The following is a 221-nucleotide window of genomic DNA, read 5'->3' on the forward strand; positions in this document are numbered from 1 at the left end:
GTGCGGCTGATGCCTTCGTCTTTGCTTTGTCCGTTGCGACCGGAGACTTTGCGGCTTTGTTTTTCGATCAGCTGGCCGAGGATGTTGCGTTTGAAATGATGGATGTGCCAAGTCTCGGGACGGTCTTTCAGACGGCCTTCATGATTGCTTTGACCGTATTCGGTCTGCTGAACCAGTTGTCCGGCGGCATCGTAGCCGTAGGCGGTGATTTTGCCGTCCCA

General features: G+C 54.8%; 1 protein-coding gene. It reads right to left on the reverse strand.

From position 1 onward, the window contains the following. The coding region (locus HMPREF2871_RS11655) for a hypothetical protein (RefSeq protein ID WP_141752559.1) at positions 1 to 221 on the reverse strand (221 nt) is incomplete at both ends.

This window comes from Neisseria sp. HMSC067G12, assembly GCF_001812725.1.
Classification (GTDB): domain Bacteria; phylum Pseudomonadota; class Gammaproteobacteria; order Burkholderiales; family Neisseriaceae; genus Neisseria; species Neisseria perflava.